This window comes from Escherichia sp. F1, assembly GCF_046764225.1.
Taxonomy (GTDB): domain Bacteria; phylum Pseudomonadota; class Gammaproteobacteria; order Enterobacterales; family Enterobacteriaceae; genus Escherichia; species Escherichia coli.
This window is the reverse complement of record NZ_CP177202.1, coordinates 2,606,204-2,632,314: the sequence shown is the minus strand read 5'-3', so window position 1 is coordinate 2,632,314 and position 26,111 is coordinate 2,606,204. Positions and strand designations below refer to the sequence as shown.

The 26,111-nt window shown below is 48.1% G+C and carries 25 protein-coding genes and 2 pseudogenes; 10 read left to right on the top strand and 17 right to left on the bottom strand.

The features are described 5' to 3' along the window. The first annotated feature begins 190 nt into the window (after window positions 1-190). Window positions 191-1,804 carry a murein tripeptide ABC transporter substrate-binding protein MppA gene (mppA, locus tag ACK8NJ_RS12730; protein ID WP_059328019.1) on the top strand — a complete coding sequence of 538 codons (1,614 nt, stop codon included), beginning with the start codon at window positions 191-193 and terminating at the stop codon, window positions 1,802-1,804. 50 nt (window positions 1,805-1,854) lie between these two features. On the opposite strand, the gene ynaI is transcribed toward mppA, so the two are convergent. After that, on the bottom strand, window positions 1,855-2,886 hold the full coding sequence (gene ynaI / locus ACK8NJ_RS12725) for a low conductance mechanosensitive channel YnaI (protein WP_000559899.1): 1,032 nt from the start codon (window positions 2,884-2,886) through the stop codon (window positions 1,855-1,857). Window positions 2,887-3,129: 243 nt separating this feature from the next. Here ynaI and ACK8NJ_RS12720 point away from each other — a divergent pair, with 243 nt between their 5' ends. After that, window positions 3,130-3,387, top strand: a complete 258-nt coding sequence (locus ACK8NJ_RS12720) for a DUF2534 family protein (protein ID WP_000605090.1) — start codon at window positions 3,130-3,132, stop codon at window positions 3,385-3,387. Window positions 3,388-3,436: 49 nt separating this feature from the next. On the opposite strand, the gene uspE is transcribed toward ACK8NJ_RS12720, so the two are convergent. The 6 genes from uspE to abgA all read right to left on the bottom strand — a co-directional run bounded on the left by uspE (window position 3,437) and on the right by abgA (window position 10,330). Further along, window positions 3,437-4,387: a universal stress protein UspE gene (gene uspE, locus ACK8NJ_RS12715; RefSeq protein WP_001262123.1), complete on the bottom strand. Its 951-nt coding sequence runs from the start codon at window positions 4,385-4,387 to the stop codon at window positions 3,437-3,439. A 151-nt stretch (window positions 4,388-4,538) separates the two neighbouring features. Next, window positions 4,539-5,291, bottom strand: coding sequence for a fumarate/nitrate reduction transcriptional regulator Fnr (fnr, locus tag ACK8NJ_RS12710; protein ID WP_000611911.1), 753 nt, complete (start codon window positions 5,289-5,291; stop codon window positions 4,539-4,541). Between the two features lie 194 nt (window positions 5,292-5,485). Beyond that, window positions 5,486-6,001 (bottom strand): methylated-DNA--[protein]-cysteine S-methyltransferase, encoded by a 516-nt coding sequence (gene ogt / locus ACK8NJ_RS12705; protein ID WP_000945046.1) that lies wholly within the window; start codon window positions 5,999-6,001, stop codon window positions 5,486-5,488. Between the two features lie 10 nt (window positions 6,002-6,011). Beyond that, entirely contained in the window at window positions 6,012-7,538 is a 1,527-nt protein-coding gene (abgT, locus tag ACK8NJ_RS12700; protein WP_000062969.1) for a p-aminobenzoyl-glutamate transporter, read from the bottom strand. 36 nt (window positions 7,539-7,574) lie between these two features. Then, the gene (gene abgB / locus ACK8NJ_RS12695) at window positions 7,575-9,020 is read right to left on the bottom strand and encodes a p-aminobenzoyl-glutamate hydrolase subunit AbgB (RefSeq protein ID WP_411961676.1); all 1,446 of its coding nucleotides are present in this window, start codon (window positions 9,018-9,020) and stop codon (window positions 7,575-7,577) included. Beyond that, window positions 9,020-10,330 (bottom strand): p-aminobenzoyl-glutamate hydrolase subunit AbgA, encoded by a 1,311-nt coding sequence (gene abgA, locus ACK8NJ_RS12690; RefSeq protein WP_411961675.1) that lies wholly within the window; start codon window positions 10,328-10,330, stop codon window positions 9,020-9,022. The genes abgB and abgA overlap by 1 nt, the downstream gene beginning before the upstream one ends. A 175-nt stretch (window positions 10,331-10,505) precedes the next feature. On the opposite strand from abgA, the gene ACK8NJ_RS12685 reads away from it, so the two are divergent. Beyond that, entirely contained in the window at window positions 10,506-11,414 is a 909-nt protein-coding gene (locus ACK8NJ_RS12685) for a LysR family transcriptional regulator (RefSeq protein WP_000885449.1), read from the top strand. Window positions 11,415-11,586: 172 nt separating this feature from the next. Here the strand turns inward: ACK8NJ_RS12685 and ACK8NJ_RS12680 are convergent, their stop codons facing one another. Continuing rightward, on the bottom strand, window positions 11,587-12,402 hold the full coding sequence (locus ACK8NJ_RS12680; protein ID WP_000156573.1) for an AraC family transcriptional regulator: 816 nt from the start codon (window positions 12,400-12,402) through the stop codon (window positions 11,587-11,589). 96 nt (window positions 12,403-12,498) lie between these two features. On the opposite strand from ACK8NJ_RS12680, the gene ACK8NJ_RS12675 reads away from it, so the two are divergent. The 3 genes and pseudogenes from ACK8NJ_RS12675 to smrA all read left to right on the top strand — a co-directional run bounded on the left by ACK8NJ_RS12675 (window position 12,499) and on the right by smrA (window position 15,796). After that, window positions 12,499-13,527 carry an HlyD family secretion protein gene (locus ACK8NJ_RS12675; RefSeq protein ID WP_000587190.1) on the top strand — a complete coding sequence of 343 codons (1,029 nt, stop codon included), beginning with the start codon at window positions 12,499-12,501 and terminating at the stop codon, window positions 13,525-13,527. Further along, a pseudogene (locus ACK8NJ_RS12670) lies at window positions 13,524-14,979 on the top strand (DHA2 family efflux MFS transporter permease subunit). Before ACK8NJ_RS12675 ends, ACK8NJ_RS12670 begins: the two are co-directional and overlap by 4 nt. A 253-nt stretch (window positions 14,980-15,232) precedes the next feature. Continuing rightward, the gene (gene smrA, locus ACK8NJ_RS12665; protein WP_001046832.1) at window positions 15,233-15,796 is read left to right on the top strand and encodes a DNA endonuclease SmrA; all 564 of its coding nucleotides are present in this window, start codon (window positions 15,233-15,235) and stop codon (window positions 15,794-15,796) included. 20 nt (window positions 15,797-15,816) lie between these two features. Here the strand turns inward: smrA and dgcM are convergent, their stop codons facing one another. Continuing rightward, window positions 15,817-17,049, bottom strand: coding sequence for a diguanylate cyclase DgcM (gene dgcM, locus ACK8NJ_RS12660; protein ID WP_001308631.1), 1,233 nt, complete (start codon window positions 17,047-17,049; stop codon window positions 15,817-15,819). 193 nt (window positions 17,050-17,242) lie between these two features. Here dgcM and ydaN point away from each other — a divergent pair, with 193 nt between their 5' ends. The 4 genes from ydaN (at window position 17,243) to dbpA (ending at window position 20,138) form a co-directional block, all read left to right on the top strand. Further along, window positions 17,243-17,290, top strand: a complete 48-nt coding sequence (gene ydaN / locus ACK8NJ_RS12655) for a protein YnaN (protein ID WP_211180494.1) — start codon at window positions 17,243-17,245, stop codon at window positions 17,288-17,290. A 13-nt stretch (window positions 17,291-17,303) separates the two neighbouring features. Beyond that, window positions 17,304-18,287 (top strand): zinc transporter ZntB, encoded by a 984-nt coding sequence (gene zntB, locus ACK8NJ_RS12650; RefSeq protein ID WP_000387388.1) that lies wholly within the window; start codon window positions 17,304-17,306, stop codon window positions 18,285-18,287. A gap of 274 nt (window positions 18,288-18,561) precedes the next feature. Next, window positions 18,562-18,735 (top strand): protein YnaL, encoded by a 174-nt coding sequence (gene ynaL, locus ACK8NJ_RS12645; protein ID WP_001296046.1) that lies wholly within the window; start codon window positions 18,562-18,564, stop codon window positions 18,733-18,735. A gap of 29 nt (window positions 18,736-18,764) precedes the next feature. Beyond that, window positions 18,765-20,138, top strand: a complete 1,374-nt coding sequence (gene dbpA, locus ACK8NJ_RS12640) for an ATP-dependent RNA helicase DbpA (protein WP_001599773.1) — start codon at window positions 18,765-18,767, stop codon at window positions 20,136-20,138. Between the two features lie 98 nt (window positions 20,139-20,236). On the opposite strand, the gene ACK8NJ_RS12635 is transcribed toward dbpA, so the two are convergent. From ACK8NJ_RS12635 to bet, 8 genes and pseudogenes are all read right to left on the bottom strand, one after another. Then, window positions 20,237-21,585, bottom strand: a protein-coding gene (locus tag ACK8NJ_RS12635) for an IS3-like element IS1397 family transposase (RefSeq protein ID WP_106376426.1) whose coding sequence is annotated in 2 segments (ribosomal slippage) — window positions 20,237-21,105 and window positions 21,105-21,585 — 1,350 coding nt in all. Because the reading frame shifts where the segments join, the coding sequence is not laid out codon by codon here. A 116-nt stretch (window positions 21,586-21,701) separates the two neighbouring features. Beyond that, the gene (ttcA, locus tag ACK8NJ_RS12630) at window positions 21,702-22,637 is read right to left on the bottom strand and encodes a tRNA 2-thiocytidine(32) synthetase TtcA (RefSeq protein ID WP_001157382.1); all 936 of its coding nucleotides are present in this window, start codon (window positions 22,635-22,637) and stop codon (window positions 21,702-21,704) included. A gap of 51 nt (window positions 22,638-22,688) precedes the next feature. Continuing rightward, the gene (locus ACK8NJ_RS12625; RefSeq protein WP_411961674.1) at window positions 22,689-23,924 is read right to left on the bottom strand and encodes a tyrosine-type recombinase/integrase; all 1,236 of its coding nucleotides are present in this window, start codon (window positions 23,922-23,924) and stop codon (window positions 22,689-22,691) included. Between the two features lies 1 nt (window position 23,925). Beyond that, entirely contained in the window at window positions 23,926-24,141 is a 216-nt protein-coding gene (gene xisR, locus ACK8NJ_RS12620; RefSeq protein ID WP_000079604.1) for an excisionase XisR, read from the bottom strand. A gap of 99 nt (window positions 24,142-24,240) precedes the next feature. Further along, window positions 24,241-24,430 (bottom strand): annotated as a pseudogene (locus tag ACK8NJ_RS12615) (DUF1187 family protein). After that, on the bottom strand, window positions 24,423-24,617 hold the full coding sequence (gene ralR / locus ACK8NJ_RS12610; RefSeq protein ID WP_001307771.1) for a type I toxin-antitoxin system endodeoxyribonuclease toxin RalR: 195 nt from the start codon (window positions 24,615-24,617) through the stop codon (window positions 24,423-24,425). The pseudogene ACK8NJ_RS12615 and the gene ralR overlap by 8 nt, the downstream one beginning before the upstream one ends. Before the next feature lie 32 nt (window positions 24,618-24,649). Beyond that, a complete protein-coding gene (locus ACK8NJ_RS12605) occupies window positions 24,650-25,330 on the bottom strand; it encodes a lambda exonuclease family protein (protein WP_411961673.1) in 681 nt (226 codons plus the stop codon). Then, on the bottom strand, window positions 25,327-26,106 hold the full coding sequence (gene bet, locus ACK8NJ_RS12600) for a phage recombination protein Bet (RefSeq protein WP_262938647.1): 780 nt from the start codon (window positions 26,104-26,106) through the stop codon (window positions 25,327-25,329). Before bet ends, ACK8NJ_RS12605 begins: the two co-directional genes overlap by 4 nt. Window positions 26,107-26,111 lie beyond the last annotated feature (5 nt).

Sequence of the window (26,111 nt, the reverse complement as noted above, 5' to 3'; positions counted from 1 at the left end):
GTAGTGTTCGGAGTTCTATGTGCTTTACCGCATTTTGGAGACTATTATTTACACTAAATCTGATTTGATATATTGATACTTAAAACATTTGATGCTTCCTTTGTCACTTTTTTGATGGAAGTTGTTTGCATTTCTTTAAGGCGAAACAAATAATTACGCATCAATTTTAATGTCGGTTAGAGGGAAACTTATGAAGCACTCTGTTTCAGTCACGTGTTGTGCGCTGTTGGTCAGCAGCATTTCTCTTTCGTATGCTGCTGAAGTTCCGAGCGGCACAGTACTGGCAGAGAAGCAGGAGCTGGTGCGCCACATTAAAGATGAGCCAGCGTCGCTGGATCCCGCTAAAGCCGTGGGCCTGCCGGAGATTCAGGTCATTCGCGATCTGTTTGAAGGACTGGTGAATCAGAACGAGAAAGGGGAGATTGTCCCCGGCGTTGCGACTCAGTGGAAAAGTAATGACAACCGTATCTGGACTTTTACCCTGCGCGATAACGCAAAATGGGCGGATGGCACACCGGTAACGGCGCAAGATTTTGTCTACAGCTGGCAACGTCTGGTGGACCCAAAAACATTGTCGCCATTTGCATGGTTTGCCGCGCTGGCGGGAATCAACAACGCACAGGCGATTATTGATGGTAAAGCCACGCCTGACCAGCTTGGCGTCACCGCAGTTGATGCCCATACTTTGAAAATCCAGCTTGATAAACCGTTGCCGTGGTTTGTGAATTTAACCGCTAACTTTGCCTTCTTCCCGGTGCAAAAAGCCAACGTAGAAAGCAGTAAAGAGTGGACGAAACCCGGAAATCTGATCGGCAATGGCGCTTATGTTCTTAAAGAGCGCGTAGTCAATGAAAAACTGGTCGTGGTGCCGAATACCCATTATTGGGATAACGCCAAAACGGTACTGCAAAAAGTGACCTTCCTGCCAATTAATCAGGAATCCGCAGCCACTAAGCGTTACCTCGCGGGGGATATTGATATCACCGAATCCTTCCCGAAAAATATGTATCAGAAGCTGTTGAAGGATATTCCGGGGCAGGTTTATACGCCGCCGCAGCTCGGGACCTATTATTATGCGTTTAACACGCAAAAAGGGCCGACGGCAGATCAGCGCGTTCGCCTGGCATTAAGTATGACGATAGATCGCCGCCTGATGACCGAAAAAGTATTAGGGACGGGCGAAAAGCCAGCGTGGCATTTTACACCAGATGTTACTGCAGGATTTACGCCGGAACCTTCGCCGTTTGAACAAATGAGTCAGGAAGAACTGAATGCGCAGGCAAAAACTTTGTTGAGCGCAGCTGGTTATGGTCCGCAAAAACCGCTGAAGCTGACGCTTTTGTATAACACTTCAGAAAACCATCAAAAAATTGCGATTGCTGTAGCATCGATGTGGAAAAAGAACCTTGGCGTAGATGTTAAATTGCAAAATCAGGAATGGAAAACCTATATCGATAGCCGTAACACCGGCAATTTTGATGTTATCCGAGCCTCGTGGGTAGGGGATTATAATGAACCCTCCACTTTCCTGACATTATTAACGTCAACGCATTCCGGGAATATTTCACGCTTTAACAATCCGGCATACGACAAAGTACTGGCCCAGGCATCAACGGAAAATACCGTTAAAGCGCGTAATGCCGATTACAATACGGCAGAAAAAATCCTCATGGAGCAAGCACCGATTGCACCAATTTATCAATATACCAATGGACGATTAATCAAGCCGTGGCTGAAAGGTTATCCCATTAATAACCCGGAAGATGTGGCGTACAGTCGGACTATGTATATTGTGAAGCATTGATGTGATGGGAGCTGGCGTTACCCTTGTGGATAACGCCAGTGATGTCTGATTTAGCGACCCTGGTCCGGCGGTGTAATGTTATCCATATACAGCGTCTGGCTGGGGAAGGCAAAGTCCGCGCCGTGTGACTGTACAATATCGATAATCTTCAAATAAACGTCTTGCTGTGCAGCAAGCCATTCAGCCCATACCGTGGTTTTGGTAAAGCAATAAACCATAATATTCAATGAAGAGTCAGCAAACTGGTTGAAATAAACCAGTAAGGTTTGTCGCTGGTCGATGGCCGGGTGATTTTTCAGCATCTCACGTACGGCTTCGACAATAACGCCCACTTTTGCCGCATCCTCATAACGTAAACCAATGGTCGTGGTAATGCGCCGGTTGGTCATTCGTCCTGGGTTTTCTACGCTGATTGACGAAAACAGCGAGTTCGGTACGTACAACGGACGATTATCAAAAGTCGTAATTTTGGTAATTCGCCAGCCAATTTCCGCTACTGTACCTTCGATATTTCTGTCCGGTGAACGGATCCAGTCGCCAATACTAAAAGGACGGTCGAAATAGAGCATAATCCCGGAAAAGAAGTTACTCAAAATATCTTTACCGGCCATACCGACAGCCAGACCACCAATACCACCAAAGGTCAACAAGCCAGAAAGGCTCATGCCGAAATGTTCGCCATAAAGCAGAACAAGCACAACAATAATGGTGATTTTGATGATACGCGACATAATCCGCGCACTGGTGATATCGCGACCTTTTTTAATCTGCTGTTTTTCAAACTGATTTATCAGCAGAAATAGTTTAATCGTCAGAATAACCGCAATCAGGGACGTACAGATAAAATCGATAACGCCTGGGGTGATAAATTTGAGTTTATAGTTTTCTATAACATAATTAATGATGCTACCAACAGCACTGATAATTATGGTGTAGATTAAAAATTGCACCGCATGGAATAAAAACCCTTTTCTTTTACGATTTCCGCGGCGAAACCAAAAGCTCATCAGAATCAATGCTGCGCAGCTACCGAAAATAATGACCAGATTAAGCGCATTATTTGTAAACAGTTCAGCGATCATTGTTTTATCAGGCTCCTCCAGATAATTGTCGTCATGCCGGAAACCCCTGGCGGGGCTATTTTACCGCGACAATTCATTCAGATCATCAATAGTCAGGGAAGGAAGTAGCAACATTAGCTAACTAATCAATGCGTTGATTGTAAATCCAGCTAAGAGGTGAGGTTTTCAGAGCAGACAACGGTAAAATGTCATGGTATTGTTACGTTTAGGTAACAAGAAATTTGTCTGCACAAGGATTACATCATGATTATGGCGAAACTGAAGTCAGCGAAAGGGAAGAAATTTCTCTTTGGTTTGTTGGCGGTTTTCATTATTGCGGCGTCGGTTGTGACTCGCGCGACCATCGGCGGCGTTATAGAACAGTACAATATTCCGCTGTCTGAGTGGACGACATCAATGTATGTGATTCAGTCATCGATGATTTTTGTTTATAGCCTGGTCTTTACTGTGTTGCTGGCAATCCCGTTGGGAATTTATTTTCTTGGCGGCGAAGAGCAGTAAGTAAAAAATAGGCCCGATAACTCGGGCCTTGTCAGTTATTGAAGAGTCGTTAATCGTCTTCTTCGTCATCCAGTTCAACGGGTGTCTGATACTGGTCAGGTTTAATGACCAGCAGGTCGCAGCGAAGATGATCAATCACCTGTTCCGCCGTGTTGCCGAGGAATGCCGCTGAAATACCGGTGCGTCCGACCGTGCCCAGAACCACAATCCCCGCCTGTAAATGCTCCGCCAAATCAGGAATCACCTCTTCTGGCAGACCTTTTTCTACGTGCGTCATGTTTTCATTAATGCCGAATTTCTGCCGCAGGGCTTTCATTGCCAGCAAATGTTGCCCACGAATGGCATCGTTATAAACGCTCGGATCAAATTCCGGCAGTTCAATCGCGATATTAATTGGCGTTACCGGATAAGCGCCAACCAGATGAACTTCGGTATGGTTGACTTGTTCCGCCAGTTCGATCGTCTCTTTGACCAGTTTTTCATTGAGCGCATTATGATACGGCTCTTCACTGGCGAGATTCACCGCCACCAGCGCCTTACCCCCTTCCGGCCACGGCTGGTCTTTCACCATCCACACCGGGCTTGGGCATTTGCGTAACAGATGCCAGTCCGTTGGCGTAAAAATCACCGCTTCCAGACGGTCATGTTGGTGCGCCATTTTTAGCACCAAATCGTGCCCGCCGCTGATCACTTCCTGAATGATGGCTTCGAAAGGACGGTTATGCCAGACCACTTTAATTTCAATGGGAACGCCAGCATTGAGATAATATTTTGCCTGCTCGTGGATCCAGGCTGTACGCTGGCTGATGACGCCCTGACGCATAGCGGTACGTTCGTCCGGAGAGAGCAGGGTGGTCATTTCGTATGAGAAGTCATAGATCGGCAAAAAGGCTTTAATTTTGCCACCAATCCGTTGATGTAAATAAACAGCTCGCCGCAATGCTGGTTGGTCGTCCTGGTTAGGATCGATAACAACGAGCATGTTCTGATACATAGCCATACAGGGTCTCCTTACAACAACTGTCAACGCAGTTTGTAATTAAAAGATTAACCCATATCTGGTGAATGAAACAGTGATGAACCTTCTGCCAGATCAATAAATCAGAAAAATTTAATGATATGACAGAAGGATAGTGAGTTATGCGGAAAAATCAGGCAACGTTACGCGTATGACCAGCAAGCTGGGCCAGCGCATCGTTATTTTCGATGGTGATGTATTTACCTTTGACTGCCAGCATACCGCTTTTCTGGAAGCGACCCAGCAGACGGCTGATGGTTTCTACCGTCAGGCCCAGATAGTTACCGATATCGCCACGAGTCATCGTCAGGCGGAATTCACGAGGGGAGAAGCCGCGTTGGGCAAAACGACGGGACAGGTTGTAGATGAATGCAGCCAGACGTTCCTCGGCATTTTTCTTCGACAACAGCAAGATCATGTCCTGATCGCCTTTGATTTCACCGCTCATCAGACGCATCATCTGCTGACGCAGATTCGGCATTTTACCAGACAAATCGTCCAGCGTTTCGAACGGGATTTCACATACCATCGAGGTTTCCAGCGCCTGCGCGAAGCTCGGGTGATGACCGCTGCCGATGGCATCAAATCCCACCAGATCGCCCGCTAAATGGAAACCAGTAATTTGCTCGTCGCCTTGCTCAGTGATGGTATAACTTTTAATCGTACCGGAGCGGATGGCATAAAGCGATTTAAGTTCATCACCAGCCTTAAACAGCGTCTGGCCTTTCTGAATAGGCTTCTTCCGCTCAATGATATTATCAAGCTGATCAAGCTCATGTTCGTTGAGTGTGAACGGGATGCAAAGCTGGCTGATGCTGCAATCCTGGCAATGGATAGCACAACCGCCAGACTGAATGCGCCGTATAATTCGCTTTTCCGGGATCATAGGTCTGCTCAAGCCGTAATTGATATTTGTCAATTTTAACATCTTTTTAGGGAGCAAGTAAGTCTAAGCAAACCTTAACAGCAGAGAATTCCGATATTAGATGTAAATATATGTCTATCTATTTGAAAACCCTTAAGTTGTTAAGGGTAACTTTACATAAAAGTGTGAACAAGCTGGCACAAATTGTTTAATGTTTACAGCAAAAGATAACCTTCGTGGCGCAATAACCACTCTTTTCGCTGAACTCCGCCTGCATATCCGGTCATGGTACCGTTTCTGCCAATAACCCGATGGCAAGGTACGACGATGCTGATGGGATTCGATCCGTTTGCCGCACCAACGGCACGCGCCGCACCGGGGCGGCCCAATTGTTCAGCCAGTTGGCCGTAATGCATTACCTGCCCGCAGGGGATAGTGCGTAGTGTTTTCCAGACTTCGCGCTGAAATGGCGTCCCCCCTGTGGCAGTGGGAAGCGTATCAATAATGCTAAGATTACCGGCAAAATATTCACGAAGCTTGTCGCTTAAACCACCTGGGTTGGTGGCAGAAATGCGTTCATAGCCTTCTTTGCGGTAATGGATGTCCAGCAGCTGCACCATGCGTTCGCTGTACTCTTCCCATTCAACCGCCCGCAGGCGAAATTGCTCATCGCAAATCACCCACAGTGGACCCAGTGGCGTGACAATTTTTTCTTCAAGTAATCTCAGCATCCGTTCTCTCTTAAGACAAACGTGGGTAAATCCCCGGACCTATCGGCAGACCGACAAGATACCACGCCAGCAACATCAGCAGCCATACCACCAAAAAGATAAGTGGATAGGGCAAAACTAACGAATAGTAAGTACCCAGTTTCGCGTCTGGTTTGTAGCGTTGCAGGAATCCAAGAAACAGTGGAACAAAAGGAGATACCGGCGCTAAAGGCAATACGGATGAGTCGGCAATACGAAAGAGGATTTGCGCAAATGCCGGGTGAAAGCCAAGTAGCATAAACATCGGTACGAAAATGGGGGCCAGAATCGACCAGATTGCGGAACCGCTGGCGATAAACATGCATAAGAAAGAGGAAAGCAACGCCAGACCGACAAACGCCGGGATGCCGCTAAGCCCTGAACTTTCCAGTATATCGGTCAGCCCCACGGCGATGAATTTCCCCATGTTGCTCCAGTTAAACATGGCGACAAACTGGGCGAGGGGAAAAACCATCACGATAAATCCCGCCATCTCTTTCATCGGTTCAATCATTAATTGCGGTAAATCCGCCTGACGTCGAATTGTGCGGGTAGCGATGCCATAAGCCAGCGAGACCACAAAGAAAAAAAGAATGATCAGTGGCACGATACCTTTAATAAAGGGTGATGGCATCACGGTGTGATTAATCGGATCGCGCAATATCCCGTTTTCCGGGATCACCATCAGCGCAATCGCAGCAATAAAAAGTAGCGATACGACACCTGCTATGCGTAAACCAAAACGCTGACTTTCGGTCAATGTCTGCAGTTTCTCATCGCTGTTTCCCTGCCATTGACCTAACCGTGGCTCGATGATTTTGTCGGTTATCAGGCCGCCAACAATCGTCAGTACGACTACGGAGCTGGCCATAAAATACCAGTTATCAATTACACTGACGTGCATTTGCGGATTGAACGCAGCCGCCGCTTCCGTGCTGATCCCCGACAGCAACACGTCGGTTGTGACAATCAGTAAATTAGCCGTAAAGCCGCAACCTACGCCTGCAATGGCAGCCAGTAAACCTGCAACTGGATGCCTGCCCACCGCCAGAAAAATCAGTGCACCCATCGGTGGCATGATCACTAACGCCGCATCGGAAGAAATGTGGCTGAAAAAAGCAATAAACAGCACCATATAACTGGCGTAGCGGGCATTAACATGCGATGCCATTTTAACCATCAACGCTGGCAGTAAGCCGACGCGCTCCGCCAGACCGGCACCTAAAACCAGCGCCAGGATCGCGCCAAGTGGAGCAAAACCGCTAAAGTTTTTAATAACATTGGGTAAAAACCAGTGTAATCCTTCCACACTGAGCAGGTTTTTCACGACCACCGGCGTACCATCGGTCGGGTTTTTCGCACTGACGCCAAAGGCCGACAAAATTGCCGTCGTAACCATGAGTACGATAATCAAATAGATAAAGAGCAAAAAAGGATGGGGAACCTTGTTACCAATTCTTTCGACCCAGCCATAGAGCTTCCCGGATTGGGAGGACGACGGTATGGATGACATACTCATGGGCATTCCTCGTTTGTTGTGTTTGCGTTGTTGTTGTTATTTTAAAGGTGACGGTGTCACGTTTTTCGGGATAGGGCAGTGATACGGTTGCGTGTCCGTAACTTGCTGATGCTCTTGTTGGCATTCTTGCAATAGCCCTGAATCAATGAAGAGATTAAGTGTGGTTGCTGCCATAGTTTTCGCCGCCAGCAGCATTCCTTTATGAGCAATAGATGTTCGCCCCTGGCTAACCAGTTGCCACGTATGTAGCGGGGTACCGACGGCAAAGCAGGGGCTGAAACACTGGGCAACAGGCAGTTTCCAACTGACGTCGCCGACATCAGTCGATGCCGCAAGCACGTTATCGGTGGCGGCATATGGAGCGACTTCATTCGCCAGTACCGTTTCACGATGACGTAGTGCAAAAGCCTTGCCGTTTTCGCCACCGGTTGCAGCGATATTATTCAGACTGTTTTGCCGATCGTTGGGGGTGAGCGTAGCCTGAATTTGTTTCGCAAAAGCCAGTTCTTCGCAGTTCCATTCCGGGGTACCAAAATGGGATAGGGCTCGGTACATGGCATTTTCTAAGGTGCGATTCGGGAGATAACTGGAACAGGCTTTGTCGAAGCGGCATTCAACCGTGGTTTCGGTCATCAATGCCGCACCTTCGGCGATTTTGGCGACCCGATCATAAATATGCTGCGCATCGGTCATTTCGGGGGCGCGGATAAGATAAAGCACTTCTGCCTGCGCCTGGACCACGTTGGGCGAGATCCCGCCGCTATCTGTGATGGCATAGTGTACGCGCGCTTTTTCAATAATATGTTCGTTGAGGAAGTTGGTGCCAGTGGTCATCAACGTTACGGCATCAAGGGCGCTGCGTCCCAAATGAGGGGAATTCGCGGCATGTGCTGCGATCCCTTTAAAGCGCCATGATGCCTGAATGTTTGCCAGCGTGCGGGTATTGAACATACCGGCAAAGGCTTCCGGGTGCCAGGTGAGTGCCGCATCCACATCATCAAATACCCCCTCGCGGACCATGAACGTTTTACCCGAGCCGCCTTCTTCGCCAGGACAACCATAAAAGCGCACCGTGCCGCATTGCCCATATTGTTCCAGCCATTTCTTGACGGCTATTGCTGCGGCAAAGGCGGCGGTTCCCAGCAAATTGTGTCCGCAACCGTGACCATTTTCACCGGGCGTCGCGGATGTAGGTTGCGCGCAACCTGCTTGCTGACTTAAACCTGCCAGGGCGTCATATTCCCCCAGCAGGGCGATAACCGGTTTGCCTTGACCAAACGAAGCAATAAAGGCATTTGGGATATTGCCTACGTTGCGGGTAACGGTGAAGCCTGCAGACTCCAGCGCCGAAGCCAGATGCTCCGCTGACCAGAACTCTTCAAAACGTGTTTCTGGATGATCCCAGATTTGATCGGCAATATCGGTATAACGTTGGCGATCGGCTTCAATCGCATCGTCGATAAAACGATAGATTTCCTGCATCAGATACCTCGCGTCCAGGGAAAATTGAGCGCGGTGCGCGCCAGCGTTTCGACGGCAATAGCGAGAACCTGCTCGTCAAAATCGAATTTTTCGTTGTGATGACCTGCCGCCAGCTGTGTGCCAAACACCATATAGGAGGCTTGCCCTTGATGTTGCTGCACGCGGGCCATCATTAATGTGGCATCTTCGGAACCCGCAGGCGCTTCAACACGTTCAATGGCTTGATTGACCCCCGGGACCTGAGCTGCCTGACTTTGCAACCATGCGACCCATTGCGGCGAAGGAGAACTGGCGGTAGCTGCACCCATCAGACGAGTTTCAACGCCGACACCATACATGGTTGCTGCGCCCTGAATCGCTTGTTGTGCACGGTCAAAAACATATTGATTAATGACGTCGCTGGCCCCGCGTGTTTCCACTTTCAGCAACGCTGAGGCGGGAACAACATTACGACCGCTTCCTGCCTGCATAACGCCCACGTTTACTCTGGAAGCGCCTTCGCTGTGCGGGGCGATTGCATGCAGTGCAAGAGTTGCTTGTGCTGCCGCCAACAAGGCATTGTGACCGTCTTCTGGTTTTGCGCCTGCGTGAGCGGCGGTCCCGGTGAAGTGCGCGTCAAATTTGGTGGTTGCCATAAAATTATCACTGCCGCACACTACTGTGCCCGCAGGTACACCAGTGCCAATGTGCACGGCAGTAAAATAATCAACATCATCCACTACTCCTGCATCGACCATCGCCCGCGCGCCACGCGTACCTTCCTCTGCAGGTTGAAAAATCAGTTTGATGACGCCATGTAGTCCGGACTCGAACTGTTTAAGGGCATGCGCCAGCCCAAGCCCAATGGCGGTATGTCCATCATGACCACAGGCATGCATCATTCCGGCGTTACATGACGCAAAACCGTCGCGATAGGGGCGATGGCTGACATCCCGTTCTTCACTGAGATCCAGCGCGTCCATATCGACACGGAAAGCCATCACCGGACCGGGGCGACCGGTATCCAGGGTAGCGACGATGCCAGTGAAACCGCCTTCAAAAGCCGCAATCCATTGTTCTAGCGCACCCTGTTGACGAGCGCGCTCGAATTCGCGTTGTAGAGTGAATTCATCAGGTAATCCCATCCGGCTACTTTCATTAACTACTTCGCGGCCCAGCGCCAGTGAATAACCGAGCTGGTGCAATTCTTCCGCAACAAGGGTGGCAGTGCGGAATTCCACCCAGCCAGACTCTGCATAGTGGTGAAAATCACGTCGCCAGTGCGATAATTTTGGGGCAAGCGAATTAATAAATTGATTCAAAGACTCCATAACCTTTCCCGTCATCAGTAAAAAGTGTGACCCGGTTCACGTAGCGATAGTTTTTACTTATCACTAACTGATTTTTCACAGTTTTAACCGTTCATAAATTACCCTGACACAATCATCTGCATTAAAGTAGATGCCAGTTTCTTTGGTCTGATAAATAACGGTTATCGGTGGCGTCATGGCTTTTCAGGTAAAAATTCATCAAATTCGGGCTTTTGTTGAAGTGGCTCGTCAGGGCAGCATTCGCGGAGCGAGCCGAATGTTGAATATGTCGCAACCGGCACTGAGTAAATCTATTCAGGAGCTGGAAGAAGGGTTGGCGGCACAACTCTTTTTTCGCCGTAGTAAAGGCGTGACGTTAACTGATGCCGGTGAAAGTTTTTATCAGCACGCCAGTCTTATTCTTGAAGAGCTGCGCGCAGCGCAAGAGGATATTCGCCAACGACAAGGGCAACTGGCTGGGCAAATTAATATCGGCATGGGGGCCAGTATTTCCCGCAGTCTGATGCCAGCTGTCATATCTCGTTTTCATCAGCAGCATCCGCAGGTAAAAGTACGCATTATGGAAGGGCAACTGGTATCGATGATTAATGAATTGCGCCAGGGGGAACTGGATTTCACCATCAATACCTATTATCAGGGACCCTACGACCACGAATTTACTTTTGAGAAATTATTGGAAAAGCAATTCGCGATCTTTTGCCGCCCGGGACATCCCGCCATTGGTGCCCGTTCGATCAAACAGTTACTGGACTACAGCTGGACAATGCCGACGCCACACGGCAGCTACTACAAACACTTGAGTGAATTGCTTGACGATCAGGCGCAAACGCCACAGGTCGGCGTAGTCTGCGAGACGTTCTCAGCCTGTATCAGTCTGGTGGCAAAAAGCGATTTTCTCAGCATACTACCTGAAGAAATGGGCTGCGATCCCTTGCACGGACAGGGGCTGGTGATGTTGCCGGTTAGCGAAATTTTACCGAAAGCGACCTATTATTTGATTCAGCGGCGTGATAGTCGCCAGACACCACTGACCGCGTCATTAATCACGCAATTTCGGCGAGAATGCGGCTATCTGCAAAGTTAAAACTGCATAAAAAAATAGAGTCTGTCGACATCCGCCAGACTCTACAGTACACACAGCAGTGCATCCTCGTCTTAAATCCGGCCTGGGGTCCTGGTGACCGGTGACAGTGTTATAACGGTTTTACCCATCCGTTGCCAATTTTCTTCAGTGACAGATTTCACGAAAATATAAGTTAAATCATTTGTCTTGTGATTGCATAATCATGCATCGTTAATCGACGAGTAAATTTACCGGGCGAGTAGCCCGTTCGACGCTTAAACATATTGCCGAACGATTCAGCTGAGGCATAGCCCAGACGATGGGCAATTTTGGTCAACGAATATCCATCATCAAGAAGCGTCACTGCAGAAATAACGTGCATTTGCTGAACCCAGTGGCGAAATGTTAATCCCGTCTCTTTAACAAATAAGCGCATGAGTGTACGGCTACTGACGTTAATTTTATCCGCTAGATTATCCAGTGTTGGCAGATAACCTTGGTTGTTTAGCAAATTCTCACAAAGCTGCTGTAGCCGCTCATCATTTGGCCAAGGGAGTTCAAGTGACATTTTCACCCCCATTTTTATTTCCTGAAGTATCAGTGTCTCGAGGGCTGAAAAACGTAACTGTTGTTTATCTGTGGTACTTTGCGACGGTGGAAGTTGGTTAATTGCAATTAGTAATTCCCTTAACAGGGGTGAAATACCCGTCATGAAGCAAACTTTTCCCAGCGTTTCACTTTCCGCTTCTGAAACCAGTACGGTTTTTAAAAGTACGTTGCCTGTCGCAACAAACTTATGCGGCATTTGTGGGGGCAGCCAAAGCGCGCTGCTGGCATGCACTAGCCAGACGCTTTCTCCAGCCCATACACGAACGACTCCTTCAGCCGGGTAAAGCAACTGGGCATAGAGATGTTTATGCCAGGGAACTGTGCCTCCATTCAGATGTTCCGAATCCAGTCCGATAATGTGATGCCCTGGTGATGCTTTGGGTTGCAGTGTGATTGTCATTTACAGTAGGTATTTTGTCAGAAATCATCAAATAAGCCATGTTAAATTTTAAATATGACGAATGCAAGTTTCCGGATATATACGGTGTAAAGAGTGATGATAATTTCTAAAAAACAGCTTATTGGGGTGGTAGCGATCGGTATTATTTTGGCTGGCGTTGTCTTTTTTATCTGGTGGGTAAGCAAAGGAAGATTTATACAGACGACGGATGATGCTTACATTGGTGGTAATATCACCACGGTAGCAAGTAAAGTTTCTGGTTATATTTCTGCTATAGAGGTGCGCGATAATCAGAGCGTAAAAAAAGGCGATATTATCCTGCGTCTCGATGATCGGGATTATCGTGCAAATGTCGCCAGGCTTGAGGCAAAAATAAAAAGTAGCAAAGCCAATCTCGAAAGCATTCAAGCCACTATTGCGATGCAGCAGTCGATAATTCAAAGTGCCAGTGAAACATGGCAGGCAGTAAAACATGAGGAGCAAAAGCGCCTGCGAGATACTGAACGTTATGAAAAACTCGCACAATCAGCGGCAATATCGCAACAAATTATTGATAACGCCAGGTTTGACTACCAGCAGGTCGCAGCAAAGGAGCGCAAAGCCGCGAACGATTTCATGGTGGAGAAGCAACGGCTGGCAGTTTTATCTGCTCAGGAAGAAAACGTACGTGCAAGTATCGAAGAAGTTCAGGCCGCTTTGACTCAGGCACTACTGGATCTGGAATATACCCTTGTTCGTGCGCCGATTGATGGCATTGTCGCAAACCGCAGCGCCCATACAGGCAGTTGGGTGGAAGGCGGCACATCGTTAGTTTCACTAGTACCAGTCAGTGAGTTGTGGGTTGATGCAAATTATAAAGAAAACCAAATAGCGGGAATGAAGCCAGGAATGAAGGCTGAGATCCGTGCTGATATTCTCAAAGGGGAAGTGTTTCACGGTCACATTGAAAGCCTTTCCCCAGCGACAGGAGCCAGTTTCAGCTTGATTCCGATAGAAAATGCCACTGGCAATTTCACCAAAATTGTTCAGCGTGTCCCGGTACGGATTGCATTTGACGACGCAAAGGAATTAAAGCAACTTCTTCGCCCGGGACTGTCCGTCACCGTCAGTGTTGATGAGAGATGATGTCTATGCGTAAACATATTGCTTTCGCCAGTATGTGTATAGGATTATTTATTGCTCAGCTTGATATTCAAATTGTATCGTCATCCCTAAATGAAATAGGTGGTGGTCTGTCCGCAGGTAAAGACGAAATGGCCTGGCTTCAGACCAGCTATTTAATTGCTGAGATTATTGTTATTCCGCTCTCTGGGTGGCTGTCACGGGTATTTTCCACTCGTTGGCTTTTTACTCTATCCGCGGGAATATTTACTTTAATGAGTATCGCGTGTGGACTTGCATGGAATATTCAGATCATGATTTTGTTTCGTGCTTTACAGGGAGCGGCTGGCGCATCCATGATCCCTTTAGTTTTCACGACGGCGTTTATTTATTACCAGGGTAAAGAGTTGGGGTTGGCTGCTGCGGTAGTCAGTGCGCTGGCCTCACTGTCACCGACGCTAGGGCCAACTCTGGGGGGCTGGATCACTGATAACCTCGAGTGGCGATGGCTATTTTATATCAATATATTACCTGGCATATATTTAGTTTTGAGTATTCCTTTTCTGGTTAATTTTGATAAACCTGATCTCTCTTTACTGAAAGTTGCTGATTATCCGAGTATTATCCTGTTGGCCATGACACTGGGATGTCTGGAATATACCCTTGAAGAAGGAGCGCGCTGGGGATGGCTGGATGATAATACTATTTTGCTGACATCAGTTCTGGCATTGGTGAGTTTTATTTTATTTGCTGCGCGTACACTTACAATATCCAATCCGATAATGGATCTTCATGCTTTTAAGGATAAAAATTTCACGCTGGGATGTTTTTTTTCTTTTTCTGGAGGGGTTGGGATATTCTCTACTGTATATTTAATACCTGTGTTTTTGGGGCAGGTTCGCGGATTAAATGCCGAAGAGATAGGTTTTGCCGTTTGCACAACAGGTATTTTCCAGTTATTTTCTGTTCCCTTTTACTTCTGGTTAAGTAAAAAAATAAATCTGCGATGGCTGTTGATGGCGGGGCTGGGTGGATTTGTGTTTTCAATGTATCTTTTTACCCCTATAACCCACGAATGGGGATGGCAGGAGTTACTGTTTCCACAGGCAATTAGAGGGATTTCGCAGCAGTTTGCGATGGCCCCCATCGTAACATTAACGCTGGGGGGAATTCCAAAAGAACGGCTGAAGTTAGCCTCTGGTGTATTTAATTTAACACGTAATCTTGGGGGCGCGATTGGTATTGCCCTGTGTGGCTCTATTCTCAATAATCGAACTAATTTTCATTTTTCGAGAATGGGTGAAAAAATGGTTTCTGTTCCCCATACGGTGAATGACTTCATTTCCAGAAGTGCTTTGTTTTTTAATCGCAGTGGAAGTGACCAGACATCGGAAATACTGGCTTCAACCAAATTATTGAGTCAATTGATGCTGAGGGAGGCGCAAACTATGGCATTTTCGGATACCTTTCTGCTAATCAGTGGTCTGTTATTTATCGCATTTTTGTTGGTTCCTGCTATGAATAAATCATCCTGATCGGAGCCTGTGCTGAATTAAACTCGGGCTAAACTGTTCGATACTGCTAACAGGCTAGTATAAAATGCCCCGCCTGCGCAGATACTCACAGGTATGAAGTAGAATATTGTTTCAATCTGTGAAGGGAACGATGCAGTAAGTATGAACAATTAACCCGTCTGAATCACGACGTGTGAAGGTGCATAGGAGGTTACATGAACCTTGACGACAAATCGCTGTTTCTTGACGCCATGGAAGATGTCCAGCCGCTGAAACGTGCTACAGATGTCCACTGGCATCCAACGCGTAACCAACGTGCGCCGCAGCGTATCGACACGCTGCAACTTGATAATTTCCTCACCACCGGATTTCTCGACATCATCCCGCTAAGTCAGCCGCTGGAGTTTCGGCGGGAAGGGTTGCAACATGGGGTGCTGGATAAGCTGCGCAGTGGTAAATATCCGCAACAGGCGAGCCTAAATCTTTTGCGCCAGCCGGTGGAAGAGTGCCGCAAAATGGTGTTCAGTTTCATTCAACAAGCCCTGGCGGATGGTTTGCGTAATGTGCTGATTATTCATGGTAAAGGGCGGGAAGATAAATCGCATGCCAATATTGTCCGCAGCTATGTGGCGCGCTGGCTGACCGAATTTGATGATGTCCAGGCATATTGTACCGCGCTACCGCATCATGGCGGCAGCGGGGCGTGTTACGTCGCACTACGTAAAACGGCGCAGGCGAAGCAAGAAAACTGGGAGCGCCACGCTAAGCGCAGTCGTTGATCTCGAGACGCATCCGCGGCCTATGCCGCCAGCACGCGGTTGCGTCCATCATTTTTCGCCCGATACAAAGCATCATCAACGCGTTTAAACAGTTCATCGATGCTTTCATTTCCTTCGTGATGCGCCACACCAATGCTGACGGTAAAGCGTGGTAAGCCTGAAATACTCACTTTTGCCACGCTTACGCGGATAGTTTCAGCCAGCGAAAGCGCGGTATCCAGTGGGGTTCTTGGTAGCAATAAGACAAACTCTTCGCCTCCCCAACGAAACACCAAATCGCCTTTGCGAGCGCAACTTTCGAGAGTGCGGGCGAGGGTGCATAACACCTCATCACCTTTAGAATGCCCATAGAGATCGTTAATGTGTTTAAAACGATCGGTGTCGATGAGCAATAAGCTGTAATCCTGAGCGATGGCGAGGTGCTGCATTTGGCCTGGCTCGGTAATGTGATAAAACTGTCGCCGATTCAGTAATCCGGTCATCGCGTCATGGTGGGCAGCATGTTCCAGCTGCTCCTCCAGCCGTTTTTGCTCAGTAATATCATGCACAATACATAACATGAGCTTGTCGCCATAAATTTCAATCGGCCCAGCATAGGTCTGCACATGACGAGTCGAACCATCCGCCAGTTTATGAACAAAATTCAAAGGCTTATGGCCACCGGGTAAATGCGAAATTTCATGCATGATAGGCATGACGCGTCGCCCGAGCATATTTATTTCCCAGGTATGTTTCTGGCACATCGTTTCATGGTTATAGCCATAGAAATTGAGCGCGGCGAGGTTAGCATCGACGATTTGGCCATCTCGTGAGGGGTCAATCAACAACATTGGTGCAGAGTTAGTCAGAAAAAAGCGCGCATAAAAACCTTGTTTTTTGCGCTGATAATTTGCCGAGCGACTGGCTTTTAAACCCAGCGTTGCCGGTGCTTCGATACCTTCGAAAATAATCACCGGTTCTGCTTCTGTCAGCTTTCGCAAAACAAGCCGACAGCTTAATGCTGTTTCCTCTTCTTTACGTTGAACGGTGAGGATTTCGATAATATCGTGTTGGTTTTGCAGATCGGAGAGGTATTTTGGCAGTTCTTTTTGTGAGGAGACGGAATAGGGACCGGTTCGTAGCTGACTAAACGTGAGGTCTTGCATCAACAGTCGCGCCGCGCTATTGGCATAAATTAACTGTTCCTCAAAGGGCGAAACGATCCAGACAGGACTGGTGAGTAAGTCCAGGGTATTGAAGTTGTGCGTAATCATTGAGATCCCGTTATTTTTATCAATTTTTGTTGCTATCCGATCGCAAAAAAGCCACGTCATATGATCAGATAATTCTGATAATGATAGACGCTATTTAACACTTCACACGGTTTGTATACGGAAAAGCATTTTGCTTTTTGTATTCAATTTAGACAGAATTTTATTAATCATTTCAGGGTAATGGGGTGATGAGATGTTGCGTAACAGGGCCAGAAGGCTAGACTACAAAATAATGCGTTGATGATGGAGGCACTGTGGAAGCGATTAAGGGATCGGACGTTAATGTCCCGGATGCAGTATTTGCCTGGATGCTGGATGGTAGAGGCGGCGTTAAACCGCTGGAAAATACAGATGTGATTGATGAAGCGCATCCCTGCTGGCTCCACCTTAATTATGTACACCATGATAGCGCCCAATGGCTGGCGACAACACCGCTGCTTCCCAATAACGTACGTGATGCGCTGGCGGGCGAGAGCACACGGCCCCGAGTCAGCCGTCTCGGTGAAGGTACGCTGATTACATTGCGCTGTATAAACGGCAGCACCGATGAACGCCCCGATCAACTGGTCGCCATGCGTGTATATATGGACGGGCGGTTAATTGTTTCGACCCGACAACGCAAAGTGCTGGCGCTGGACGATGTGGTAAGCGATCTGGAAGAAGGCACTGGTCCGACCGATTGCGGGGGATGGCTGGTGGATGTGTGCGATGCGTTGACCGATCATTCCAGCGAATTTATCGAGCAGCTGCACGATAAAATTATCGACCTTGAAGATAATCTCCTTGATCAGCAAATTCCACCGCGTGGATTCCTGGCTCTGCTGCGCAAACAATTAATTGTGATGCGTCGCTATATGGCACCGCAACGTGATGTTTATGCTCGTCTTGCCAGTGAACGTTTACCGTGGATGAGCGATGACCAACGCCGTCGGATGCAGGATATTGCCGATCGCCTTGGGCGCGGCCTTGACGAAATCGACGCCTGTATAGCACGGACTGGCGTGATGGCGGATGAAATCGCTCAGGTGATGCAGGAAAATTTAGCTCGTCGTACCTATACAATGTCGTTGATGGCAATGGTCTTTTTACCCAGTACCTTTCTGACCGGGTTATTTGGCGTCAACCTTGGTGGGATCCCAGGCGGCGGGTGGCAATTCGGATTTTCAATTTTTTGTATTCTGTTAGTTGTTCTTATTGGTGGTGTTGCTTTATGGTTGCATCGTAGTAAATGGTTGTAACAAAAGCAATTTTTCCGGCGGTCTGTATACAAAAACGCCGTAAAGTTTGAGCGAAGTCAATAAACTCTCTACCCATTCAGGGCAATATCTCTCTTGCAGGTGAATGCAACGTCAAGCGATGGGCGTTGCGCTCCATATTGTCTTACTTCCTTTTTTGAATTACTGCATAGCACAATTGATTCGTACGACGCCGACTTTGATGAGTCGGCTTTTTTTTGCCTGTTATTTATCAGCGTCTACCCTTTAAGAGTCCACCCAATGACCGGAGGGAAATATGACGACACTTATTTATTTGCAAATTCCTGTCCCTGAACCGATTCCTGGCGATCCTGTTCCAGTGCCCGATCCGATCCCTCGTCCGCAACCCATGCCTGACCCACCACCCGATGAAGAACCGATTAAATTGTCGCATCGTGAGCGTAGATCTGCGAGGATACGCGCCTGCTAACTTTGCGTCGATGACCACGAGAATAGATTGTGACCGCTTTTTCTACCCTGAATATTTTGCCTCCCGCCCAACTCACGAACCTTAATGAGTTGGGTTATTTAACCATGACGCCGGTGCAGGCCGCCGCGCTTCCGGCGATCCTTGCCGGAAAAGATGTTCGCGTGCAGGCGAAAACCGGCAGCGGCAAAACGGCGGCTTTTGGCCTCGGCTTGTTACAGCAAATTGATGCGTCGCTATTTCAAACCCAGGCTTTAGTGCTGTGTCCTACGCGTGAACTGGCGGATCAGGTGGCAGGTGAATTGCGTCGGCTGGCGCGTTTTCTGCCAAATACCAAAATTTTGACGTTGTGCGGTGGTCAACCGTTCGGTATGCAGCGTGATTCGTTGCAACATGCGCCGCATATTATCGTGGCAACGCCGGGCCGTTTGTTGGATCATCTGCAAAAAGGCACGGTATCACTGGATGCGTTGAATACGCTGGTGATGGATGAGGCCGACCGCATGCTGGATATGGGATTTAGCGATGCCATTGATGATGTCATCCGTTTTGCGCCAGCATCTCGACAGACGCTTCTGTTTTCGGCAACCTGGCCGGAAGCCATCGCCGCAATCAGCGGACGAGTGCAACGCGATCCTTTAGCGATTGAAATTGACTCAACAGATGCTCTGCCACCTATTGAACAACAATTTTATGAGACATCCAGCAAAGGCAAAATTCCGTTGTTGCAACGGTTATTAAGTTTGCATCAGCCATCCTCTTGCGTGGTGTTTTGCAATACCAAAAAAGATTGCCAGGCTGTCTGCGACGCGCTGAATGAAGTAGGGCAAAGTGCATTGTCGTTACACGGCGATCTGGAGCAACGCGATCGCGATCAGACCCTGGTACGTTTTGCTAACGGTAGCGCCCGTGTACTGGTTGCGACTGATGTTGCTGCGCGAGGTCTGGATATTAAATCGCTTGAGCTGGTGGTGAACTTTGAGCTGGCGTGGGATCCTGAAGTTCATGTACATCGCATCGGTCGTACAGCGCGTGCAGGAAATAGCGGTCTGGCGATCAGTTTCTGTGCCCCGGAAGAAGCACAGCGGGCCAATATCATTTCTGACATGTTGCAGATAAAACTTAACTGGCAAACGCCACCAGTTAATAGTTCCATTGTGCCGCTGGAAGCCGAAATGGCAACGTTATGTATCGATGGCGGGAAAAAAGCCAAAATGCGCCCGGGTGATGTATTAGGTGCGCTGACAGGAGATATCGGGCTTGATGGCGCAGATATTGGCAAAATCGCCGTGCATCCGGCGCATGTCTATGTCGCGGTGCGTCAGGCTGTTGCTCATAAAGCATGGAAACAGTTACAGGGTGGGAAGATTAAAGGAAAAACGTGCCGGGTGCGGTTATTAAAATAATGAAATGTTGAATTGCCGGGTGCAAGAGTAAACATCTTCTTCGGCATTGCCGGATGTGTCGCTGACTGAACTGAACCCCAAAACCTGGACAGTTTCAGTTAACCGGCTTTTTGATGCTCAGTCCGGTATTCTACCGGACTGAGTCCCCCAAGACTGAGTTTTATTCTTTTTTGATTCCAGTAAGTTATGTATTCGTTAACGGCATTTTCCAGCTCTTCTACATTTCTGTAGTCCCGGCGATAGTACATTTCTTCTTTCAGGTGACCAAAGAAATTCTCCATTACCGCATTATCAAGGCAGTTGCCCTTGCGCGACATGCTCTGCACTAACCCTTTGTCTGCCAGGGCAGACTGATAACTTTTTATCCGGTAATGCCACCCTTGATCACTGTGGAGCAGCGGTTTCTCCCCTTCAGCAAGGCTTTCCAGCCCCTTATTTAACATCCGCTTCACCAGCTCCTCTGTAGGCCTGCAGGCAGTTTCCCACGCCACGATTTCCCCGTTAAACAAATCAAGTATCGGGGACAGGTACAGTTTTTGTCCGCCAGCCCTGAATTCGGTGATATCTGTCACCCATTTCTCACAGGGAGCTTCCGCTTTGAACTGTCGCTGAAGGATATTTTCTGCAGCGAGTCCCATATTTCCCCGGTAAGACCGGTATTTCTTCAGGCGCACAGGAGACTTCAGGCCGAGCTGTTGCATCAGTTTTCGCACCGTTTTGCCACTGAACTTAAGACCTCTTTTCTGAAGCTCACAATGGATCCGCCGGTACCCATAACATCCCCGGTGTTCATGGAAGATGGAGGCTATGAGCTGTTTCACATCAGCATACTTGTCCTTAGCCTTCTGCAGTGACAGCTGGTAGTACAGCGTGCTTCTGGCCAGCCCTGCAGCCTTTAACAGGTCAGACTGGCAGTGTCCGCACCTCAGGCTCCGGATGACTTTCGTTTTTTCTCCAGCTCCTGGCGCTTTTTTTCCAGGAGATGCTCCTGCATGGCTTTCAGATATGCATTTTCTGCGCGAAGATAACGTAGCTCATTCTTCATCTCTTCCGGCGTCATGTTTGCCTCGTTTTCATGGGTATCATCAGAACGGGTCATGCTTTTCTCCTTCCTGCGCCTGATAAAGGCCTCATTACCAGATTTGCGGTAGCCTTTTATCCAGTTTTTAACCGTGTTGTGGCTGGGAATGTTAAACCGGGCAGCTACCCGGGGTAGAGACTCAGAATGCCCGAGAGCATAAAGAACCACGCAAAGTTTATCTTCAGGAGAATAGCTACGCTTGTGTCTGCAATCCAGTGCCCGAGGACCGTGAAGAAGAAAAAGATTAATCCAGTGTGAGAGGCTGGTGTGAGAAAGTTGAAAGAGTTTTGCCGTAGAAATGATGCCTGCATGACCAGCCAGGTAGTGATTTACAGCGGCAAGTTTTACTTCAAATGAATGTTTCATAAACTGCACCTTCAGATGTCAGATTATGTCCAACATTTGGGGTGCAGTTCAGACCGCGTCTTATCCGGCCTCCATAAGAGTAGCCCGATACGCTTGCGCATCGGGCGCTATCCGGGTTATTTCACTTCAACCACATTCAGCCGTAACTCATCCAACTGATTTTCATCTTCTTCAGGCTGCCAACCCGCCGGTTGTAGAGGGATCTCTTCGCGATCAAACGCCAGATCACCCCCGTTAACCACTTCAGAACCGTGGGTAATGCCTTTGAAATCGAACAGGTTGGTATCGCACAGATGCGACGGCACCACATTCTGCATCGCGCTGAACATCGTCTCGATACGCCCCGGATAACGTTTATCCCAGTCACGCAACATGTCAGCAATCACCTGACGTTGCAGGTTGGGCTGTGAACCGCACAGGTTGCACGGAATAATCGGGAACGCTTTTGCATCGGCAAAGCGCTGAATATCTTTCTCACGGCAGTAGGCCAGCGGACGAATCACGATATGTTTGCCATCATCGCTCATCAGTTTCGGAGGCATACCTTTCATCTTGCCGCCGTAGAACATATTTAAGAACAACGTTTGCAGGATATCGTCACGATGGTGACCCAGCGCGATCTTCGTCGCTCCCAGTTCCGTTGCGGTACGATAAAGGATACCGCGACGAAGACGAGAACACAGTGAGCAAGTGGTTTTGCCCTCTGGAATCTTCTCTTTCACGATACCGTAAGTGTTCTCTTCAACAATCTTGTACTCAACGCCCAGCTTTTCAAGATACTCGGGCAGAACGTGTTCCGGGAAGCCCGGTTGCTTTTGATCGAGGTTAACAGCCACCAGCGAAAAATTGATTGGCGCGCTTTGCTGCAAATTGCGCAGTATCTCCAGCATGGTATAGCTATCTTTACCCCCGGAGAGGCAAACCATGATGCGATCGCCTTCTTCAATCATATTGAAGTCAGCAATGGCTTCGCCCACGTTACGACGCAGGCGTTTTTGTAATTTATTCAGGTTGTATTGTTCTTTCTTCGTATTCTTTTGATTTTCTTGCATTATTTCAGTTCTCTGGTACTAAATGGGGCAAATTGGGGGCAAACTTTGCAACTACGATAACCGCGCATTCAACATAGCTACCTGTTCGTCGTTCATGTCATCAATCCACATACCGTAAATTTCATACACCATTTGCGCAGTTTCATGCCCCATCTGGCTGGCTATAAATGCCGGGTTCGCTCCTGCCGTCAACAGCCAGCAGGCAAAAGTATGTCGCGTATGGTACGGATTACGGCGGCGAATACCAGCACGTTTTACTGCTGCATTCCATCTCGCACCCAAACTGCTTACCGAGTAATAAGGTTTCTGTTTTCCGTTACACACCCTGGGCATGAAAACAAAATGCAGTTTTTGCTTTTCGGTTCTGCCGTACTCCCGATGATAAAAAGTGATTTCGCTTTTGCGATGATGCCCGGTCAGTTTGTATTGCTCCTTCAGTGCTTCAAGAGCCGGCTGCAGTAATGTTACCGTCCGGATCCCGGCATTTGTTTTTGGGGGACCGAACATATCAAGTATCGTCAGGTTTCTTCTGACATTCACAATTCCCTTCTCGAAATCCACATCCTCCCACGCCAGAGCTGCCAGTTCCCCGTGACGAAGCCCGGAGTAAACGGCAAATTTCCACAAGTTTTGGCTCTGTCCTTTTTCACTTTCCATTAATGCATTGAATTCTGTTTTAGATAACGGGTCAGGCTTTATTCTGTTTCGCTGTAATTTTTTTACTCCTTCAAATGGTTTGGTTGATATAAATCCCGACTGATACGCAAAACGTAACAACGAACAGAGCAGGGCGATATAGTTATCAACTGTGCGCACGGTTCTTCCTTTTTTGTTGGTTCTTGGATTATCCTGGTAAAGCGTTTCTCCATGCAGCAGTTCATTCCGGTAGTTTAAGATATCGCTATAACGAATATGCGATATCGGGGTACTCTCACAAATTATTATCCTGAGTGTTTTTAATTGTGATTTCGTTTTCTTCATTGTGTTTATTGTTAACTCTGTCTCTTTAATTTTTGTCCAGATATCACAAAGCTCCCCGAACGTTTTTATGACCCTCGTTGTCACCATTTTTGCCCCCGTGCTGGACTGGGGAAAACGTCTTAAATACTCAAATTCACCGGAGTTGATTTCATGAACTATCAGCGCTCTTAAATTTCCGGCCTTTTTAATATTACTGTTTGTAATCTCCCAGCCTTTTAATGTTTCCCGACATCGTTTTCCTCGAAACATGAACCAGATGCGAATGTATCTACCTCTAATCTCGACACCTGTTGGTAATTTAGACATATCATGAGTCTTTGATAAACTGATTTATCTTTGGATAGTTGTACCAGATAATCCCTCGTTTGCTGTCTGGCTTACCTAAAGGAGATACTCGCTTGAAGTGGAAGCCCTCCACCCAACAGTTCTGGCGGTATGCTTCAATTTGTCTGGCCCCCAGACCAGTACGAAGCATCAGACCGTATTCAACCATCCACTCTTCATTAAAAATCACTTGTGCCATCGCATCACCTCTGGCGGGCGACAATATTAGACTGAAATTGACGCCCGACGTTGATTATTAATAATCAGCTATGAAGTTTTAATTTGAATACAATGCAACTCACGAGGACAGAAGTTTCTCGCAATTAAAATTTATCAGTTTTACTTTCTGCTCTCTGGAAACGCCTGCTTCTTTTTTCCCTGAGAGCATTTTTTTCGCATTCTGATTTCGTTAATTTAGATTTTGAATATCTTATCCAGTTAGTAGGAGTGCCACCTTCTTTTTCAATAGTGGCGGTAATTTTATACATGAACACCTCCATTATTATTTCCAGTGGTTCGTTTATTCCATCGTTCGAGTGCTTCTTTTTCACTTCCACCATAGCCGGTTCGGGATTCGCATCCGTTACACTTCGCGCGGTAATATCCTGAAATGGCTTTCACCGTTACTGATGGACAACCACAAAAAGGGCATGGTTTGACTTTTGTGTATCGCACTGGTTTTTCTCCTGTGAGCTTTGTGGCTGCGCTCATTTCCATTGCTCCCCAAATACAAAACCAATTTCAGCCAGTGCCTCGTCCATTTTTTCGATGAATTCTGGCACCATCTCGTCAAAACTCGCCATGTACTTTTCATCCCGCTCAACCACGACATAATGCAGGCCTTCACGCTTCATACGCGGGTCATAGTTGGCAAAGTACCAGGCATCTTTTTGCGTCACCCACATGCTGTACTGCACCTGGGCCATGTAAGCCGACTTTATGGCCCCGAAACCACCGAGCCGGAACTTCATGAAATCCCGGGAGGTAAACGGGCATTTCAGTTCAAGGCCGTTACCGTCGTTGCATAAGCCATCGGGAGAGCAGGCGGTGCGCATAGTCTCGTCACGATAGATGATCGGGGATTCAGTAACATTCACGCCGGAAATGAACTCAAACAGGGCTCTGGCGTCGTTCTCGTACTGTTTTCCCCAGGCCAGTGCTTTAGCGTTAACTTCCGGGGTCACTCCGGTGCAGACCTCAGCCAGCAGGGTGTGGAAGTAGGACATTTTCATGTCAGGCCATTTCTTTCCTGAGCTGGGTTTTGCTATCACGTTGTGAACTTCTGAAGCTGTGATGACGCCGAGCCGTAATTTGTGCCACGCATCATCCCCTTGTTTAACAGTTCTCACGTCGATTCCTGTACGTTGCAGGATAATGTCAGGAGTCATGCTGCCACCTTCTGCTCTGCGGCTTTCCGTTTCAGGAATCCAAGAGTTTTCACTGCTTCGGTCTGCGTCAGTTCTGATGATGCGCGAATGTCGCGGCGAAGTATCTGGGAACAGAGCGGCAATAAGTCGTCATCCCATGTTTTATCCAGGGCGATCAGCAGAGCGTTAATCTCCTGCATGGTTTCATCGTTAACCGGAGTGATGTCGCGTTCCGGCTGACTTTCTGATGCGGTATTTTCGACAATGCGCTCGGCTTCATCCTTGTCATAGATACCAGCAAATCCGAAGGCGAGACGGGCACACTGAATCATGGCTTTATGCCGTAACATCCGTTTGGGATGCGACTGCCACGGCCCCGTGATTTCTCTGCCTTCGCGGGTTTTGAATGGTTCGCGGCGGCATTCATCCATCCACTCGGTAACGCAGATCGGATGATTGCGGTCTTTGCGGTAAATCCGGCATGTGCAGGATTCGTTGTCCTGTTCAAAGTCCATGCCGTCAAACTGCTGGTTTTCGTTGATGATGCGGGACCAGCCATCAACGCCCACCACCGGAACGATGCCGTTCTGCTTATCAGGGAAGGCGTAAATTTCTTTCGTCCACGGATTAAGGCCGTATTGGTTGGCGACGATCAGTAATGCGATGAACTGCGCATCGCTGGCATCACCTTTAAATGCCGTCTGGCGAAGAGTGGTGATCAGTTCCTGTGGGTCGACAGAATCCATGCCGACACGTTCAGCCAGCTTCCCGGCCAGCGTTGCGAGTGCTGTACTCATTCGTT